This window comes from Pelobium manganitolerans (assembly GCF_003609575.1).
GTDB classification, from domain to species: Bacteria; Bacteroidota; Bacteroidia; order Sphingobacteriales; family Sphingobacteriaceae; genus Pseudopedobacter; species Pseudopedobacter manganitolerans.
The window spans coordinates 161,048-179,714 of the sequence record NZ_MBTA01000004.1; the positions used below are offsets into that span (position 1 = coordinate 161,048).

At 40.5% G+C, this 18,667-nt stretch carries 15 protein-coding genes; all 15 read left to right on the forward strand.

What is annotated here, in order from left to right:
* Nucleotides 1–117 precede the first annotated feature (117 nt).
* Nucleotides 118–2,058 carry a KUP/HAK/KT family potassium transporter gene (locus tag BCY91_RS04780; RefSeq protein ID WP_120180876.1) on the forward strand — a complete coding sequence of 647 codons (1,941 nt, stop codon included), beginning with the start codon at nucleotides 118–120 and terminating at the stop codon, nucleotides 2,056–2,058.
* A 1-nt stretch (nucleotide 2,059) separates the two neighbouring features.
* Nucleotides 2,060–2,647: a pentapeptide repeat-containing protein gene (locus BCY91_RS04785; protein ID WP_120180877.1), complete on the forward strand. Its 588-nt coding sequence runs from the start codon at nucleotides 2,060–2,062 to the stop codon at nucleotides 2,645–2,647.
* A gap of 511 nt (nucleotides 2,648–3,158) precedes the next feature.
* On the forward strand, nucleotides 3,159–5,654 hold the full coding sequence (gene nirB, locus BCY91_RS04795) for a nitrite reductase large subunit NirB (protein WP_120180879.1): 2,496 nt from the start codon (nucleotides 3,159–3,161) through the stop codon (nucleotides 5,652–5,654).
* A 246-nt stretch (nucleotides 5,655–5,900) separates the two neighbouring features.
* The gene (nirD, locus tag BCY91_RS04800) at nucleotides 5,901–6,293 is read left to right on the forward strand and encodes a nitrite reductase small subunit NirD (RefSeq protein ID WP_120180880.1); all 393 of its coding nucleotides are present in this window, start codon (nucleotides 5,901–5,903) and stop codon (nucleotides 6,291–6,293) included.
* A 40-nt stretch (nucleotides 6,294–6,333) separates the two neighbouring features.
* Nucleotides 6,334–7,284 (forward strand): bifunctional molybdenum cofactor biosynthesis protein MoaC/MoaB, encoded by a 951-nt coding sequence (gene moaCB, locus BCY91_RS04805; protein ID WP_120180881.1) that lies wholly within the window; start codon nucleotides 6,334–6,336, stop codon nucleotides 7,282–7,284.
* 73 nt (nucleotides 7,285–7,357) lie between these two features.
* Nucleotides 7,358–8,533: a molybdopterin molybdotransferase MoeA gene (locus BCY91_RS04810; protein WP_120180882.1), complete on the forward strand. Its 1,176-nt coding sequence runs from the start codon at nucleotides 7,358–7,360 to the stop codon at nucleotides 8,531–8,533.
* Nucleotides 8,534–8,568: 35 nt separating this feature from the next.
* Nucleotides 8,569–9,864 (forward strand): MFS transporter, encoded by a 1,296-nt coding sequence (locus BCY91_RS04815; RefSeq protein ID WP_120180904.1) that lies wholly within the window; start codon nucleotides 8,569–8,571, stop codon nucleotides 9,862–9,864.
* A gap of 62 nt (nucleotides 9,865–9,926) precedes the next feature.
* Complete coding sequence (locus BCY91_RS04820; protein ID WP_245989003.1) at nucleotides 9,927–13,442, forward strand: nitrate reductase; 3,516 nt, start codon at nucleotides 9,927–9,929, stop codon at nucleotides 13,440–13,442.
* Entirely contained in the window at nucleotides 13,439–14,914 is a 1,476-nt protein-coding gene (locus BCY91_RS04825) for a rubredoxin domain-containing protein (protein ID WP_120180884.1), read from the forward strand. The genes BCY91_RS04820 and BCY91_RS04825 overlap by 4 nt, the downstream gene beginning before the upstream one ends.
* Nucleotides 14,911–15,642 carry a sulfite exporter TauE/SafE family protein gene (locus BCY91_RS04830; RefSeq protein WP_182995304.1) on the forward strand — a complete coding sequence of 244 codons (732 nt, stop codon included), beginning with the start codon at nucleotides 14,911–14,913 and terminating at the stop codon, nucleotides 15,640–15,642. The genes BCY91_RS04825 and BCY91_RS04830 overlap by 4 nt, the downstream gene beginning before the upstream one ends.
* Nucleotide 15,643: 1 nt before the next feature.
* Complete coding sequence (locus BCY91_RS04835) at nucleotides 15,644–15,949, forward strand: radical SAM protein (protein WP_120180886.1); 306 nt, start codon at nucleotides 15,644–15,646, stop codon at nucleotides 15,947–15,949.
* Nucleotides 15,950–16,284: 335 nt separating this feature from the next.
* A complete protein-coding gene (locus BCY91_RS04840) occupies nucleotides 16,285–17,130 on the forward strand; it encodes an RteC domain-containing protein (protein WP_120180887.1) in 846 nt (281 codons plus the stop codon).
* A 249-nt stretch (nucleotides 17,131–17,379) separates the two neighbouring features.
* A complete protein-coding gene (locus tag BCY91_RS04845; RefSeq protein WP_120180888.1) occupies nucleotides 17,380–17,721 on the forward strand; it encodes a helix-turn-helix domain-containing protein in 342 nt (113 codons plus the stop codon).
* Between the two features lie 24 nt (nucleotides 17,722–17,745).
* Entirely contained in the window at nucleotides 17,746–18,054 is a 309-nt protein-coding gene (locus BCY91_RS04850) for a helix-turn-helix domain-containing protein (protein WP_002978404.1), read from the forward strand.
* Nucleotides 18,055–18,139: 85 nt separating this feature from the next.
* A partial coding sequence (locus BCY91_RS04855; RefSeq protein ID WP_120180889.1) for a DUF4099 domain-containing protein occupies nucleotides 18,140–18,667 on the forward strand: 528 nt, incomplete at its 3' end.

Below are 18,667 nucleotides of genomic sequence, written 5' to 3' on the forward strand. Positions count from 1 at the left end.
TACCTAATTAACATTTTTTAACAGCCGTATTACCTCTATTTGAACTTTTACGCCATAAAAATTTTAAAGTTACCATTGCATTTTTTTGCTTTAATTTGCAGCACTAAATTTTAAATTTTGTCTGCTAAGCACATCAATTTAAACAGATTATCTGCCGCCGGCGTCTTAATTAGTCTGGGCATCATCTACGGCGACATAGGCACCTCTCCGCTTTACGTTTTTAAAGCTATCATCGGCGACCGTGTAATTAGTCAGGATCTTATTTTAGGAGGGCTTAGCTGTGTGTTTTGGACCTTAACCTTACAAACAACGCTTAAATATGTTGTTATCACTTTAAAAGCCGATAACAAAGGCGAAGGTGGCATATTCTCCTTATATTCTTTAGTGAAAAGGCGTGCAAAATGGTTGGTTTTTCCGGCTATTATTGGTGGTTGTGCCTTGCTGGCCGATGGGATAATTACGCCTCCTATCACCATATCCGCTGCGATAGAAGGTTTGGAGATTTTTTCGCCAGATCTTAAAACGATACCAATTGTTATCACCATTATCACGGTTTTGTTCCTCATCCAGCAGTTTGGAACCTCTATAGTAGGGAAAGCATTTGGCCCCATTATGTTTGTGTGGTTTACCATGATGGGCGTTTTAGGCATTAGCCACATTATCCATTTTCCGGGGATTGTTAAAGCGCTAAACCCTTATTATGCGGTGCATTTGCTGGTTACTAACCCCAGTGCTTTAGCTATTTTAGGCGCGGTTTTTTTATGTACCACAGGTGCCGAAGCTTTATACTCTGATTTGGGGCATTGTGGACGTAAAAACATCCGCATTAGCTGGATTTACGTTAAAACCTGTTTAATCCTCAATTATTGCGGGCAAGGCGTGTATTTATGGAGCCTGCAAAATGAGCTTCTTGACGGGCGCAATCCTTTTTACAGGATGATGCCGGACTGGTTTTTGATTTTCGGAATTTCTATTGCTACAGCGGCCGCCATTATTGCCAGTCAAGCTTTAATCTCTGGGTCATTTACCTTAATCTCCGAAGCGGTACGTTTAAATATCTGGCCAAAGGTAAAAATCAATTATCCTTCGGAAGCTAAGGGCCAGTTGTACGTGCCGAGCATCAATTGGTTGTTGTGGGTGGGTTGCCTAATTGTGGTGCTGTATTTCCAACGTTCCGAAAACATGGAAGCCGCTTATGGCTTATCTATCACCATTGCCATGTTGATGACCACTGTTTTGGTTTCAGTCTATTTAGCAAAAAAGAAGTATCCAATTTATCTGATTGTGCTTTTTTTAGTGGTTTATGGCGTTTTAGAGAGCATTTTCTTCGCCGGTAATTTAGCTAAGTTTTTGCACGGTGGCTGGTTTACAGTGCTGATAGGAACAATACTGTTCAGTATTATGTGGGCATGGTACGCGGCGCGTAAAATCAAAAACCGCTTTGTTAAGTTTGTAGAAATTGAACAGTATTTTGATGTGATTAAGGAGTTGAGTGAGGATGAAAGCGTGCCTAAATTTGCGTCGCAACTGGTTTACCTAACCAGCGCAAATTTTTCTTCGGAAATAGAATCGAAAATCATTTATTCTATCCTTCAAAAAAAGCCAAAACGTGCCGATGTTTATTGGTTGGTGCACGTAGATGTGGTTGACGAGCCTTATCAAACTAATTATAAGATAGAGCATTTGATTCCCGAAAAGCTCATCCGTATCGATTTTAAACTCGGATTTAGGGTCGAGCAGAAAATCAACGTCCTGTTTAGGAAAGTAGTGGAAGATTTAGTTAAAAATCACGAAGTGGATATTACCAGCCGTTACCAATCGTTAAGTAAGTTTAACGTTGTTGGGGATTTCCGGTTTGTGGTGCTCGAGAAAATATTGTCACGTTCAAACAAGTTGTCTTTTTGGGATAAGCTTACACTCGATTATTATTTCATCCTTAAACACTTCAGCTTGTCAGAAGAAAAGGGTTTTGGGCTGGATTTGAGTTTTGTAAGCTTAGAAAAAGTGCCACTAATGATTAATGAGTACGATAATGTAGAACTTGTGAGGATTAAATAGCATGGTAAAAAAGAGCACCAAAGTTTTTGTAAACGACGCGCTTTTCGAGAAGCAAAATTACAATCAGAAAGCCTTGCCTAAAGGTGAATATGACCAATGTGTATTTAAAGCTTGCAATTTCTCCGGTTCAGATTTGTTTGATGTTGTTTTTAGCGACTGCCGGTTTGTAGATTGCAATTTCGCGATGGCCAACGTGAGCAAAACTGCCTTCAGGAACGTCGAGTTTAGCGATTGTAAGCTTTTAGGGATGCACTTTGAACACTGTAATGATTTTCTGCTGTCCTTTAATTTTCACAATTGCAACCTCAATCTTTCTTCTTTTTATAGGCTCAAACTCAAAAATACCGTTTTTGAAAATTGCAGTTTAAAGGAAGCGGATTTTACTGCCACTGATTTAACGCAATCTGCTTTGTTAAACTGCGATTTAGCTGATGCTAAGTTTGACCAAACAAATCTTGAAAGGGTTGACTTAAGCACTTCTTATAACTACACCATCCATCCCGAAAATAACAGAATTAAAAAAGCCAAGTTTTCTTCCGCCGGTTTGGCCGGTTTGTTAGCGCATTACGATATTTTGGTGGAGAGTTAGGCGCCCCATCTTGAAAAGCGCTCTTGCGTTTGCCTTTATGAATTGTAGTCCGCAATTTATACTGTTTCTTTTAAAATATTCATGAATTATCACTTATTCAGTCCGAATATTTGATTATACAGATGAATTTTGTTCGTTTTCTTATAAAATACAATTTATCGTGCGATATTTTGCGCTATTTATTGGTTTTATTAAGATTTATTGCTGTTTTTATTTCTTATTTCGGTGTTTTAGTTGAAAACGTCTTTCTAATTGCTGGTTTTTATATTAATATTTTATTAAAAACACTTATTATGTTTGATATTTTGTTAAAATAGCGATAAATAATTTGTTAGTTTTTATAAAATACTAAAAAGTATTTGAAAATTTAAGCTTTTTGTGGATTATAATTTGCGTTTTTGTATTTTTACAAAGTTATAATTGAGATAACTCAATATAATTTTATAAATTATCATAAATATTTAAATGTTATGATGATTTGTGCCGTGTAAAACTTCAAAAACTGCTTACAATGACTAAGAAAAACGTAATAGTTATAGGAAATGGAATGGTTGGACATAAATTTTGTGAAAAACTAATCGCCAAATCAAATGAATTCCAAATTATTGTTTTCGGAGAAGAACCTCGGATAGCTTATGACCGGGTGCATCTTAGTTCTTATTTCGACGGAAAAACCGTAGAAGATCTTAGTTTATCAAGCCTTGACTGGTATCACCAAAATAACATCCAGCTTTATTTAGGCGATGCGGTGACAGAAGTCAATCGCACAGAAAAAATTGTACATACACAAAGCGGCAGAACCCAAAACTACGATTACCTAGTTATGGCTACCGGTTCGGCGCCATTTGTTCCAAACATTCCGGGAGTGGAAAAAGAAGGCGTTTTCGTTTACCGCACCATTGAGGATTTGGATAAAATGAAAGCCCATGCCTCTAAATGCAAAACCGGCGCAGTAATGGGCGGTGGCTTGTTAGGTTTAGAGGCCGGTAAAGCTTTGCTGGACTTAGGCATCAAAGAAACGCATATTGTAGAGTTTGCATCGCGTTTAATGCCTCGGCAAATTGATGATGCAGGCAGTAAATTATTGCAAGGAAAACTGGCTCAGCTAAATCTTACTGTTCATCTCAATAAAAATACCTCAGCGGTTCTGGGCGAAAAAAAAATAACAGGTTTGGCTTTCGCCGATGGCAGCGAACTGGCTTTGGATATGTTGGTAATTTCTGCCGGGATACGCCCTAGAGACGAAATAGCCCGACTTTGCGGATTGGAAGTCAGCTCCAGAGGTGGCATCGTAGTCAACGGATTTATGCAAACCAGCGACGAATCTATTTTCGCTATCGGCGAATGTGCTTTGTTTAACAGTATGATTTACGGCTTGGTTGCGCCAGGCTATGAAATGGCGGAAGTTGCTGCCTCGTTTTTGTGCGAAGGCGATAAGCAGTTCAAAGGCTTTGATATGAGCACCAAACTGAAATTAATTGGCGTGGACGTGGCCAGTTTTGGCGATGCCTTTATATCCGAACCAGATTGCACATCTATCATATTTGAGGACACGCACAAAGGCATTTACAAAAGAATTAATATAACTAGTGATGGTAAACAGCTTTTAGGAGGGATTTTAATTGGCGATGCCGAAGCTTATAATATGCTTTTGCAGACTGTCAACAATAAAATTGTTCTTCCGCCAAACCCAGAAGATTTGATTTTAGGCGCAAGAGGAGGTGAATCAACTGTTGGCGCAAGTGTAATGGGTTTGCCGGATGATGCGCTTATTTGCTCCTGCGAAGCTGTATCAAAGGGCGCTATCTGCAACGCTGTTATCAATCAGGACTTAAAAACTTTTGACGAGGTTAAAAAATGCACTAAAGCAGGCTCCGGCTGTGGCGGATGTGTGCCCATGGTTAAAGATTTAATCAACGGAACACTCACCGAGAACGGGATGTACATTAAGAATGTGTTGTGCGAGCATTTTGATTATTCGAGGCAAGAACTGCTTGATTTGATTAAAATGAACAAGATAGAAACCTACGACCAAGTGCTGGATACTTTTGGAAAAGGCGATGGTTGCGAGGTTTGTAAGCCAGCTGTAGCAAGCATTTTGGCCAGTTTATGGAACGATTTAATCTTGAAACAAGATACCATCCAAGATAGTAACGATAGGTTTTTAGCAAACATCCAAAAAGGTGGAACTTATTCTGTAGTTCCTAGGATCCCGGGCGGAGAAATTACTCCTGATAAACTCATTGTAATTGGTCAGGTTGCCAAAGAATTTAACCTATACACAAAAATTACAGGCGGACAAAGGATTGATCTTTTCGGTGCGCATTTGGTGGATTTGCCAGCCATTTGGTCAAAATTAATAGATGCCGGTTTTGAAAGCGGACATGCGTACGGCAAATCTTTACGTACCGTAAAAAGTTGTGTAGGAAGCACTTGGTGCAGGTTCGGTTTACATGATAGTGTGAGTTTTGCTATCGAAATTGAAGATAGGTATAAGGGTTTGCGCTCTCCTCATAAACTAAAAGGCGGTGTTTCTGGATGTATCCGCGAGTGTGCGGAGGCAAAATCTAAGGACTTTGGAATTATCGCTACAGAAAAAGGGTGGAACTTGTATATCTGCGGAAACGGTGGTTCAAAACCGCAACATGCGGAATTGCTTGCTTCGGATATTGATAGCGAAACCTGTATCAAATACCTCGACAGATTTTTGATGTTTTATGTAAGAACTGCCGACCCTTTAACAAGAACTGCCACTTGGTTAAACAAAATGGAAGGCGGAATGGCTTACCTAAAAAACGTAATCATCAATGACAGTTTAGGTATTGCCGAGGAATTGGAAGAAGCCATGCGATACCATATCAGTACCTACGCTTGCGAATGGAAAGCCGCTATCGAAAACCCGGAAATGAGAAAAAGGTTTAGCCATTTTATTAATGCCCCGGAAGAAAAAGACCCAAGCGTAAAGTTTGAAACAATGAGAGATCAGGTGAAAGCGGAAACGTGGTAGGAGCCTCACCCCAACCCTCTCCCCGTCCGTACCGTCCGGGCGGACGAAGGAGAGGGAGCTACCTGATGAATAAATTTGAATGAGTGAATGATAGAATGTTGAATGAATAACTGACTACCTACTAATAAACCAATTACTAATGAACTAAGAAAGGTACTAATGAACCAATGACTAATGAATTCAATGAACTAAAAATAGCCGCCAAACAAGCACTAATGACTAACAACTAACTAACAAACTAATAATATGAGTGAAATAATAGAATTAAACCGCGAAATTGAGAAACTACAAGGAGCAGAAGATTTATTTTTTGCTTGTTACTCAGATGATGTTCCGCAAAACGGAGGTGTTTGCGTGAAATACAAAAACGAGCAGATCGCCATTTTTAACTTTACCCGTCGGGGCGAATGGTATGCAACGCAAAATATGTGTCCGCATAAGCAACAAATGGCGCTTTCGCGTGGTATGATTGGCAGTTCTGGCGAAGAGTGCGAACCTAAAGTGGCCTGTCCGTTTCATAAAAAATCATTTTCCTTAAAAACAGGCGATTGTTTAACAGGCGAGGATTATAAAATCAGAATATTCCCCGTAATCATCAATAACGGAAAAGTTTTTATCGAGGTTAAAAGCATAGGTTAAATCTTTATGCCTCCAGTTGGCTCAGGAAAAAAATGTATAAATGCGGGATACTACCCATAAGCAAATCACTTTAAGAACGGCAAAAGCTGTAGGCGTAATTTATTGCGCCTCAGAAACTATAGCGCTGATTAAACAGGAATTGCTTCCGAAAGGAAATTTGTTTGACGTTGCAAGAGCGGCTGCTTTTATCGGAGCCAAACTAACGCCACAGCTTTTGCCGCACTGCCATCCGGTACAGATAGACGGCATGGACATCAGATTTGAGTTTTTGGATACCGATTTACACGCTGAACTTTTTGCGCCGGAAACTTTTGAACAAACCGGAATTGTAATTACCGGAGAAGCAAAATCCATCGGGCGCACCGGAATTGAGATGGAAATGCTGACAGCAGTTTCCGTAGCCGCTTTAGAAATTTACGATATGCTGAAACCGGTTGATAAAAAACTGGAAATCGGAAACATCAAATTGCTGGATAAAAAGGGAGGTAAAAGTGATCGGAAAAAATATTTTTCCACTTCGCCGATTTGCGCTGTTTTGGTCTGTTCAGATTCTACCGCCGAAGGAAAACGAGCGGACAAAAGTGGGATCTTGATAAAGCAGATGCTGGAGGAGCTTAACGCCGAGGTAAAATATTACAAAATTTTGCCCGATGAAAAATCGCAGATCCAATCGCAGATTTTAGAATGGGTAAAGGAAGATGTGCATTTTATTTTCACCACCGGCGGAACTGGGTTGGGACCTAGAGATTTAACCGTTGAAGCTGTAAAAGAAATTCTGGAGCGTGATGCCGATGGTGTTACCGAGGCCATGCGTAGTTTCGGTCAGCAGCGTACCCCAATGGCCATGATGAGCAGAGCGGTCGCCGGTTCTATAGCCCATTCCATGATCATTACTTTGCCAGGAAGTTCGGCCGGTGCCAAGGAATCGCTAGAAGCTATTTTACCAGGGATTTTCCACGCCCGCAAAATGATGAAAGGTGGCGGACATTAGTTTGCTGGTTTCTACAAAGTCTTGCGGCTAGCCACTTAATTCTTGCTACCAGCTACTTGATACTAATAATAATATGATTTCATTCAAACACGCCAGAGATTTAATCCTTACAAAAGTTACAACCTTCGGAACGGAAGAAGTGGCTTTAGAAAATGCGCTTGGGCGGATATTGGACGAGAATGTTTTTGCACCTAGAGATTTTCCGCCGTTTAACCGCTCGGCTATGGATGGCATTGCCCTTAGGTTTGCGGACCTGCAAAGCGGTATCAAAGAATTTAATGGTGTTGAAACCGTTTTTGCTGGGAATTTAGCCTCAAAAGCAATAGTTAGCGGCGAGTGTTATAAAATAATGACCGGGGCGCCCGTTCCCGAATATGCTGACACCGTTATCCGCTTTGAAGATACATCTGAAAAAAACGGGCTTATAAAGGTTTTGGCGGATGATTTTAGTCTTTATCAGCATATTGCTCAACAAGGACAGGATTTAAAAAAGGCTGAGCTTGCCATAAAAAAAGGCTCAGCTATAAATATTGCTACCATTGGTTTATTGGCTTCTATGGGTAAATCCTCTGTGAAAATACAAAAGTTGCCCTTGGTAAACATCATCACTACCGGTAACGAGGTGGTAGATTTAAATGAGCAAATTTCAACAACGCACATCTACAACAGCAATAAATATGTGTTGAAAGCACTCTTAATGCAAAACCTAATTGAGCCTAAAAACTGCGAACACGTTAAAGACGAACTCGGCACTTTAAAAAAAGCCATTCAAAGCAATCTTAACGCGGATATTTTGATTTTGTCTGGAGGGGTTTCTGCGGGTGAAGCTGATTTTATCCCGACCGTTTTAGCGGATTTAGGTGCGCACAAACTCTTTTACAAAGTCGCCATAAAGCCCGGAAAGCCAGTTTGGTGCGGAAAACTAGGCTCCACAATGGTTTTTGCTTTACCCGGAAATCCATTTTCATGCTTAGTCACTTTTAAGTTGTTTGTAGAATTTTATATCAAAGCTTGTTTAGGCTTTCAGCTAGAAAATCCAGAATGCCTACCGCTTAATTTCAATCGTACAAAAAAGTCAAGTTTAGATGAGTTTTTCCCTGTCAATTTAAAAAACGGAACGCTAAATAAAATCGATATCAATGGTTCCGGCGACGTCCGATTGGGCTTTGCTGCTAATGCTTTGGCCGTGCAAAACGCCGATCAAAGAGAAATCTTAAAAAATAACCCTGTTTGTTATGTCAGTCTTTAGCTCTTCAAATGCTACTTATTAAAAAATATTATCCCATGGAAACTCAAAAGCCACTTACCAAATTCAACATATTCTCTTTAAAAGGCGTTCAAATGCGCACTTTCCACATTACGTGGCTCATGTTTTTTGTGTGCTTTTTTGGCTGGTTCGGGCTGGCTCCTTTAATGCCAACTATCAGGGCCGAGCTCGCTTTAAGCAAGGCACAAGTCGGGAACATCATCATAGCATCCGTTGCTTCAACCATCATGGCCCGTTTACTTATCGGTAAACTTTGCGATATTTTCGGTCCACGTAAAACCGCAGTTTGGCTGCTGTTAATCGGGTCAATCCCGGTTATTACCGTTGGTTTGGCCAACAGTTACCAAACCTTCCTGCTGTTTAGGTTAGCTATCGGAGTTATTGGCGCATCATTCGTAATTACGCAATACCATACCTCAATGATGTTTGCGCCAAATATTAAGGGAACAGCAAACGCCGTTACCGGTGGTTGGGGAAACTTAGGCGGTGGTGTCACCAACATGGTGATGCCGGTAATTTTTGCGACAATTATAGGTTTTGGTTATACCTCGGCAGAAGCTTGGCGCTATGCGATGATTATCCCAGGTTTAATGATGTGGTTTACCGCAGCCATTTACTGGAAATTCACCAAAGATACGCCTCAAGGTAATTTTGAGGAAATCGGCCATTCCAGAAAAGAAGCGCAAAAAACCGATTGGTCTGTTTTGGCAGATTGGAGAGTATGGGCTTTAACGTTAAGCTATGCGGTATGTTTCGGGATGGAAATTACTTTCGATAACATAGCTTCTTTACATTTTGTGGATCATTATGGACTAACGCAGGCTAATGCCGGTTTTTGGGCCGGTGTTTTTGGTCTGATGAATCTTTTTGCCAGAGCTTTGGGAGGTGTAGTTTCAGATAAGGTAGGAGTGAAGTTTGGGATGAGGGGCAAAGGCATGTTACTGGCTTTAATGTTATTGCTGGAAGGATGCGGGTTAATCCTTTTCGCACAGGCCGGTTCTTTTGTTTTTGCAATCATTTCTATGCTCACTTTTGCCTTATTTCTAAAAATGTCTAACGGTGCAACTTACGGGATTGTACCCTTTGTTAACGAAAAAAATGTGGGTTTAATCAGCGGTATTGTTGGTGCCGGCGGAAACTTGGGCGGGATGGCCTTGGGCTTTCTTTTTAAATCTGAATCCATTTCTTATACACAAGCTTTCCAATACATCGGGTTTGCCATTATTGCTGTCTCATTCGTCATTTTTATTACTCGCTTTAACGCAAAAGAAGAATTAGATCCCGAAAAATTGCTTTACGATTTTACAGAATAACAAGATTTACAAAGGCTTTTAGCTTTCAGCTTTTAGCCTTGTGCTTATAACAATTTATGCCGATGCCAAAGAAAAAAGTTTTAGATGAGTTTCCGTCCACCTGCTGTTATTGCGGCGTTGGCTGTGGCGTGGTAGTAAGCAAGGAAAAAAATGGCGATTTAACTTTAAAAGGCGATACAAGTCACCCATCAAACAAGGGAATGCTCTGCAGCAAAGGGATGAATTTGCATTATACCGTTAACGATAAGTCGGATCGGTTAACGCATCCGCAAATGCGCTACAATAAAAATATGCCTTTGCAAAACGTGAGTTGGGACCAAGCTTTGGACAGAACTGCGGCGGTTTTTAAAACTTTCATCAACAAATACGGGCCAGATTCGGTAGCTTTTTACGTTTCAGGCCAATGCCTTACCGAGGAATATTATGTGGTAAATAAGCTGATGAAAGGCTTTATCGGCAGCAATAATATCGATACCAATTCGCGTTTGTGCATGAGCAGTGCCGTTGTGGGCTACAAAATGTCTATGGGCGAAGATAGCGTTCCGCTTTGTTATGATGATATAGAACTGGCCGATTGCTTTTATGTTACCGGCGCAAATCCGGCTTGGTGCCATCCTATTTTATGGCGGAGGGTTGAGGCGCACAAAGCGGCGAATCCGGATGTGAAAATCATCGTGGTTGATCCTCGGGTAACCGATACCTGCTCCATCGCAGATTTGCATTTACAGCTTAATCCCGGTACAGACGTTACTTTAAACCACGCCATTGGCAGGTGTCTGATAGAAAACGGCGATATCGATTTTAAATTTATTGAAAACCACACCGAAGGATTTAACAAATATCAGGAGCTTGTTTTTTCAAAAACCTTGGAAGAATCGGCAGAAATTTGTGGGTTGGCTGTGGCCGATATAAAACTGGCAGCAAACTATATCGCCATGTCAAAAGGCTACATCAGCATGTGGACAATGGGTTTAAACCAAAGTGCCATGGGTGTTGATAAAAACCTGAGCTTAATCAATCTGCATCTCATTACCGGAAAAATTGGGAAAGCCGGTTCGGGTCCGCTTTCTTTAACCGGGCAGCCAAATGCAATGGGCGGACGTGAAGTCGGCGGTTTATCAAACATGTTGGCGGTGCATAAAAACTTGGACAACCCCATCCATCGGCAAGAAGTTCAGGATTTTTGGGGCGGAGCGGAAATTAACCCAAAACCCGGTTTAACCGCAACAGAAATGTTTGAAGCCTTGGAAAGCGGAAAATTGAAAGCCATCTGGATCATGTGCACCAACCCGTTGTTGAGTTTGCCAAATGTGCGCCAGGCCGAAGCGGCATTAAAGAAAGCAAAATATGTGGTGGTGCAAGAAATCAGCAATAAATCAGAATGTTTGGCTTATGCCGATGTGATTTTACCGGCAGCGGCTTGGGCCGAAAAAGAAGGTACGATGACCAATTGTGAAAGAAGAATCACTTATCTGCCAAAGATTTTGGATGCGCCCGGCATTGCCCTGCCGGATGCGGAAATCATTTGCAAGTTTGCTAAAAAAATGGATTATCAAGGTTTCGATTATAAAAATCAGGAAGAGATTTTCTTGGAACATAGTCGTTTAACGGAGGGCACAAATATCAACATCAACGGTTTAACTTATTCCATTTTAAAAGAAAAGCGTACCGTACAATGGCCTTACCTGAAACAAGAAAATAAAGGCACAAAACGCCTTTTTACCGACCATCAGTTTTATACGCCCTCAAAAAAAGCGAAGATTTCGCCTGTTGAAGACGTTTTTAAAAGTGAACGCCCAAATGCAGATTTCCCGTTTATTTTAACTACGGGCAGAATCAGGGACCAGTGGCATACGCGTTCAAAAACGGGCAAAGTAAACAAGCTCAATCAGCACATTAAGCAGTCTTTTTTAGAAATTCATCCAAAAGATGCCGAACGTTTAGGCTTGACAGAAGATGAAGTTGCTGTGGTAAAATCCAGATGGGGCGAGGTGCGTGTGAAAGCTAAAATTAGCGAAGGAATTAAATCCGGTGTAGTTTTTTTACCGATGCACTACGGTAAAATTCTGGGCAATGATCTTAATCGCGCAAATAACGTAACCAGTCCGTTAATTGATTCCATTTCAAAAGAACCCGATTTTAAATATTGTGCCGTAGCGGTTTTTAAATATCAAAAGCCTAAACAGCGGATTGTGATTGTTGGTTCGGGCGCTGGTGCTTTCGGCTTTATAAAAGCATATCGCGAGATGAATATGGAAGATGAAATTACGGTCTTCAGTAAAGAAAATTTGCCTTTTTACAACCGCGTAATGTTGCCGGATTACATCAGCGGGGAGCAAAAATGGGAGCAACTGGTAAAAATGACCGACGAGGAGGAGCCGTTTTACAACATTAGGTTTAGGCGTGGTTTCGGCATCGCAAAAATTAACCGTGAACATAAACATGTAGTGGACGATTTTGGCGCAAAAACCGAATATGATGTTTTGATTTTAGCTACCGGTAGTCGCGCAACTATCCCAAAAAACGTCCCTAAACTGCCCGGAATTTTTTCGATGCGTAGCCGTAAAGACGCCGATGAATTTAAAAAGCATTTGCCCAAAGAAAGTCACGTATTAATTATCGGAGGCGGACTTTTAGGTTTAGAGATGGCTGCTTCATTAAGAGAATTAGGTGTACAAATCACCATTGTTCAACGGATTTCAAGGTTTTTAAGTCGGCAGTTAGACGCTTTGGGAAGCCAGCTTTTGCATGAAGAAATGGTAGATCAAGGCTGTGATATTTATTATGATGATGAAGTTGAGTTGTACTACGGTCGCGATAAATTAACCGGTGTAGGTTTACGTAGCGGACGGAAAATAAACTGCGATGCGGTGATTTTGGCCATCGGTACTACGCCAAATATAGAGCTGGCAAAAGAATGCGGATTGGCTTGCAAAAAAGGCGTTTTGGTGGATGAACGTTTGCAAACCAGCGACGAAAATGTTTTCGCAATTGGCGAAATAGCCGAGTTCGGGGGAACTTTATACGGTATAACCGCAGCGGCGGAACAACAGGCAGAAGTGGTTGCAAAATACTTGCATGGCGATATCGCCAGCGTTTACGGCGGAAGTACGTTCATGAACATCATCAAAATCCACGGATTCGATTTGTGCAGCATCGGAATTCCCGAATGCCCAAACGAAGAAGATTATGAGGAGATTGTTTTTATAGACAAAGCCAAGCGCTATTACAAAAAGTGCATCATCCACAAAGATAAATTGGTAGGTACCATTTTAATTGGCGACAAAAGCGAGTTTCAGGAATTTAGGGAGCTAATTTCAAAAAAAATAGAGCTGAATGATAAGCGTTTGCAGTTGTTGCGGAGCGGTAAAGCGCCCGAACCTGTGATTGGTAAATTGGTTTGTAGCTGTAACAACGTTGGCGCCGGAAATATTGAAAGCGTCATACAAAACGGATGCACTTCTCTAAATGCCATTTGCGATAGAACCGGTGCCGGTACGGGTTGCGGTTCTTGCAAATCCGAAGTGAAAAGAATTTTAGCGGCGAGCTTAGAAAACGATTTGTTAAAAGCAGTATGATGACGGAAAGCGGAGAAACAAAACATCTGATAAAAATAAATTTGCCCGGAGGCATTGTTTACCCGGGCGATTTGCTGGAAATTTTAGCCATTGCGAAAGCAAATGGGGTGAAATCAATCAGGTTTGGCAACAGGCAACAGCTTATTTTTGGGGTTGATAGAGCTATGCTTGCGGATTTAGCTCACGCCTTTTTTTCTGCTGATATAGCTTATGAAGTTGATGCGGATGAATACCCGAATATCACAAGTTCTTACGTTACCGAGGAAATTTTGAACGCATCTAACTGGCTCAGAGAAGGCGTTTATAAAGATATTTTAAATGCGTTCAACCATCGGCCAAAGCTTAAAATCAATATTGTTGACCACGCCCAAAACTTAATTCCTTTTTTTACGGGACACCTCAATTTTGTGTCTTCGGAGGTTAGCAATTATTGGTTTTTGCATATCCGTTATCCGCGAACAAACGAAATGTACAGTTGGCCAGCACTGGTTTATTCGGAGGATATTCCGTTGATTAGCAAACTTTTAGAAGAAAAACTTTTGAACCCATCCAGTGGTAACGAAATTAAAATAGAGGGTTTAGCTCTTTATCAAGAGTTTGCAAAAGCGCATGGATTGGTTGGGCAAGCCTATCAAAAACCTATGCAACATTCCAGTTTCCGCTTGCCTTATTATGAAGGGTTTAATAAATACGGACAACATAAACTGTGGCTGGGAATTTATCGCAGACATGAAGAATTTCCGTTAGAGTTATTAGCAGAAATTGCTGAAACCTGTGTGAAAACCCGCATCGGGCAACTGTACACCACCGCTTGGAAAAGCATTATTATAAAAAGTATCCAACCCGCCGACAGGCAATTTTGGAGCCATTTGCTCGATAAACATCGGCTGAATGTAAGGCATGCGGCCAATGAGCTCAATTGGCAATTGGAGGATGTTTGTCAGGAAGCTTTAAACCTCAAATTGCATTTGGTAAAATACTTTGAAGAAGCAGATTTGCGCACTTTTGGGCTCTGTTTCGCCATTAAAACCAAACCCCGGACGGGTTTATTCGGTTCGGTTATCATCCGGAAAAAAGAAGCCAAAACCAACGAGGGGGAAACGCTGTATGAAGTTTTGCACACCAAAAACTTTAATCCCAACAATAAAGAATTTGTGGTTTTTGCGCCATTTAACCGCAAAGAAGACTTGGCCGAAAGCTTAGCTAAACTTTGCGAATATTATTACAGTTTACAATTGAATTTTGCTTTGCCAAAGGCGAACGAAAACCTAAAGCAATCGGAGGTTTTAGAACTGCATCAGGTTTACCAATGCAAACATTGCCAAACCATTTTTGATGATATATATGGCGATGAATTCAACAACGTTAAGCCGGGAGTAAAGTTTGAAGAGATAGAAAATTATTTATGCCCGCTTTGCGAAGCTCCGAAAGAGGATTTTATAAAAGTGGACATTCAAAAAAACATAGCATGATGAACCCAGATTTTATTGTTGTTTGCCTTTTTTGTTTGAGCTTTTTGTACGCATCAGTGGGGCATGGTGGCGCCAGCGGTTATATTGCAGTTTTTTCATTAGCAGGCGTTAGTGTCCCGGTTTACCGTCCCTTGGTTTTGCTGCTGAATATTGTTGTTTCTGCATCCGCATTTCTGCAATTTAAAAAGGCCGGATATTTTAAATGGAAACTGATTATTCCGTTTTTAATTACCTCCATTCCATGCGCTTTTGTAGGTGCAAAATTTCCATTGAAAGGAGAAGTTTACAATATTTTATTAGGCTTGGCATTGGTTTTCCCAATCGCAAGATTATTGCAACTGGGACCAACGGAAAAAAAGCAAAGCAAGGAGCTGCCACTAATCAGCGGTTTAATATTTGGCGCTGTTTTGGGTTTTGCGGCAGGTTTACTAAATATTGGCGGTGGTATTTTTTTAAGTCCCGTTTTAATATTAATGGGCTGGGCAAGCTCCAAACAATCGGCAGCAGCTTCTGCCTTTTTTATACTGTGTAATTCCATAGCCGGCTTAATTTCTATAAAAAGTCAGTCGTTTTTTGTTGCAGAAAATTCTTGGATATGGTTTTTTGTGGCCGTATCAGGAGGTTTTCTGGGTGCATATTTTGGAAGTAATTTATACCGCCAAAAAACTGTGAGATATGTGTTGGCATCGGTAATGGCGGTGGCATGTGCTAAACTTTTGTTTTTTTAAGATGATTATAGACCACTTCGGCAGGACGTTTAAAACACTTAGGGTAAGTTTGCTTAACCAGTGCAACTTTGGCTGTGTATACTGTACTGGGGATTTGGAGACTAATCTCACTAAAAAAGATACTTCCTTAACGTCCGACAGATTGTTGCACTTAATAGAGAATCTTCACGGAGAGTTAAACCTGAAAGCTATACGTTTAACCGGTGGAGAGCCGCTTTTGTACCCCAATTTAGAATACTTGATTACGGGTTTATCTGCAATTGGTATTGAAGAAATTAAAATGACCAGCAACGGTTTTTTATTATAAAAAGATTAATATAGCCCAAAGTGGCTAATAAAGAGTAGTTTATAAGAACCGAAAATGCTATCGGTAACGATTTAGTAATGGTGCTTACTGCACTCGCTTTCGTTTGATTACCTTGTAAATCATTACTGCAAATTTAATAAAAAAAGGGTTAAGTCGTAGCGTACTTAACCCTTTTTCTGTCTTTTCTAATATACATCATAAAGCGTTATAAAAATAATTCTTACCCAATATGGGGGCAACCTGTGATATTAGTTTCATTATTATTTCCAAGTTTTGGCATATCAACAAAGATGTAATTCCGAAACAAATTGTGCTAATCTCTAAACGTCTAAGCTATGGAAATCCTGTTGAACAAAATATTATCGGAAATTCAGCGTCAGGAAGACAAGCTATCTTCTCAAATGATGCAAATTGCGGATGAGGCTTACCAAATGACCTTATTCCTAAATGAAATGCTGTTTACTATAAAGCTGAAAGTCTTACAAACCGGATTTAAGGACGAACAGCAGGAAATCAATTTTTTCAAGAACATTAAACCGCAGATTTTAGGAAAACTCATTTATTACAATAAAGTATTCCGCATTGAAACTACCTGCCCTGTAAGTACCGGGGGAATGCACCAAAGCTATTTTGAAAACCAATTAAAAATCCTCAAATCCGAATATAAGGAAAGCATATCCAATGAGGATTTTTACAGGTACTATCGTGCAGGCAGAACTGACCGTGACCATAATTATTTCAGGCTCGGAAAAATCAATTACCACGATGGTCTAAAGAGTGCCGTATTTGAAATTGACCTTAGCTTTTCTACTTATTATGATAACAAAGTTGCCCATATTATAGCCAATGAAATACTTTATACTTATTTGCTTACCAAAATAAACCCCGAAAAAAATCCCGATACTATTTTAGTGAACGGAGATGTAAGCAAAGACATTTCGTGGACTAATTCACAGAATGCGCTTATTGAATTGATTTACGCCCTATATGCTTCCAGCTCTATTGCATACGGCAAAATAGGTATCAGAAAATTAGCTTTGATTTTTCAAATCTTATTCCGAACGCCCTTAAACGATATACATCATTCTTTCCACCGAATGAAAACAAGGGCAGGCTCCCGGACGGCGTTTTTAGACCAACTCAAAATTTCCCTCGAAGAATATATGGATAAAGACCTTTAGCTGTATCAGCATAGGTGTTTTAAAGCAGTACACAAAATGTACTGCTTTTTGTTTGCCCATATCTGCCAATTGGCAAATGTTGGCAAAAGGCTCCCGTAAAATATCTCAACCCCGCTAAAACCTTTATTAAACAAGGGTTTTTCTCATTGCAAAAATTTTCAAAAAAGTGCCAAACCAATGGGTACGCATTGGCAGACAAACACTGCCACACTTCTGAATTTTGTCCTGTGAACATTAAACAGCAGTGCTATGAACATTATAACAGTTGACGAAGAAGTGTGGAAGCACCTCAACGAACGGTTGAAAGCCATTAGCGAATATATCCTCAAACTGGAAGATACAAGCTACGATAGTTTATGGCTCAACAATCACGAAGTCTGCCAGTATCTCCACATCAGCGAAAAAACATTGTGGCGTATGCGCACCAATGGGCAGATAGCTTTTTCAAAAATGTACGGGCAGTATTACTATACGATTGGTGCGATTAAGGAAATGCTTAACGCTAACGCTGTGCAGACCACCGATGAATATGTAGAGCAGCTTATGGCAAAAGGTAAAAGCTATATCGAAAAAGGCAGAAAGCTGAAATAAGGTAATAATTAAAAGCGTACACGTATGAATATCGACAAAATGGAATTTGTGGCGTGGATGGAACGCATAATGGACAGGCTTGACATTCTCGGCAACCACATAGATGATTTACAAAAGAAGCGCAACAGCATAGACGGCGAAGAATTACTGGATAATCAGGACTTATTGCAAATGCTGAAAATCAGTAACCGTTCCCTGCAACGGTATCGCTCCATTGGCAAGCTCCCTTATTATACCATTAGCGGAAAACTGTATTACAAGCTGTCCGATGTGCATCAGTTCATCAGGGAAAGTTTTAACCCGCCCTTGCCCAAACTGGATGCCAATAAGTGACAAACACTGCCTTTGAGTGCCACATAACGCAAATCAGTGAAGGCTTCCTTTACATTCGACCGTGAAATTTTAAAATTTTCAGAATATGAGCGAAGAAACAACAAATAAACAGGAAATGCCCGAACAGCTTTCGGACATATTACTCGTACTGGATAAAGAGAAAATGAAAATCCAGGCAGTAAAGAGTATTGACGAAAACGGGAAAATGGAAACCGTTGAACCCACCAAGAAAAACCAAAACCAGTTTATGCGTGTGGACAAAAGCGGCGATTTCTTTTCCAACTTTTTTTCCAACTTTTTCAGCCAGTTAAAGAACCCCACAAACTTTACTTTCTTCAAAGTACCTGCCCCGGTTGCTGCTGAAAAAGCGCAGGAACTCCAAAAGCACGTAGATAAGCCCACTCCGCAGGGCGAAAAAGTGCTGAAAGAACACGAAGTGAAAGCAGAACCCCAACCTGATAAAAAACAAGAAAATCAAAATAATATGGCAACAGCACAAACAACAACGGAAACAAGCGAATACCGCTACAAGCCGGAGCAGATTGATTGGGACACAATGAAAAACCTCGGATTAAGCAAAGAGTATCTTGAAAAAAGAAACTTGCTTGACCCT